The following is a 368-nucleotide window of genomic DNA, read 5'->3' as shown; positions in this document are numbered from 1 at the left end:
CCGCCGCCGAAGCCGCCGGCGGCCTGCATCTGGTTGTTCGTTTGTTTGAACAGCCCGCCCATCATCATCGAGGCCATGGCTGGCAGCATCTGCTGCAGCACCTGCTGGCTGAGGCCAGTCGCCTGCGCGGCCTGGGCAGCGACCGCGCGCGACAGGTCCTTCGAGCCGAACAGATGGCCGAGAATGCCGTTGCCTTCATCAATGCCTTGCGGCGAGAAGGCCCGGGTCGCGTCCTCGAAATATTTGGCGTGCTGGCCGCTCGCCATCGCCGTAATGAAGGCGCCCATCCCATAGGGGTCCGCCGTGTTGCGCTGAAGCCCCTGTGAGAAGGCCGGCAGCAGCGCCTGCACCGCGGCCTGGGTCTGCTG

Annotated in this window: 1 protein-coding gene; it reads right to left on the bottom strand. The window is 66.8% G+C overall.

All coding sequences use genetic code 11. The features are described 5' to 3' along the window. On the bottom strand, positions 1-368 hold a 368-nt coding region (locus tag EN859_RS35935), incomplete at both ends, for a DUF937 domain-containing protein (RefSeq protein ID WP_135913651.1).

This window comes from Mesorhizobium sp. M00.F.Ca.ET.216.01.1.1 (assembly GCF_004010325.2).
Lineage (GTDB): Bacteria > Pseudomonadota > Alphaproteobacteria > Rhizobiales > Rhizobiaceae > Mesorhizobium.
The sequence above is the reverse complement of the archived record's forward strand: the minus strand, read 5'-3'. Positions and strand labels throughout refer to the sequence as shown.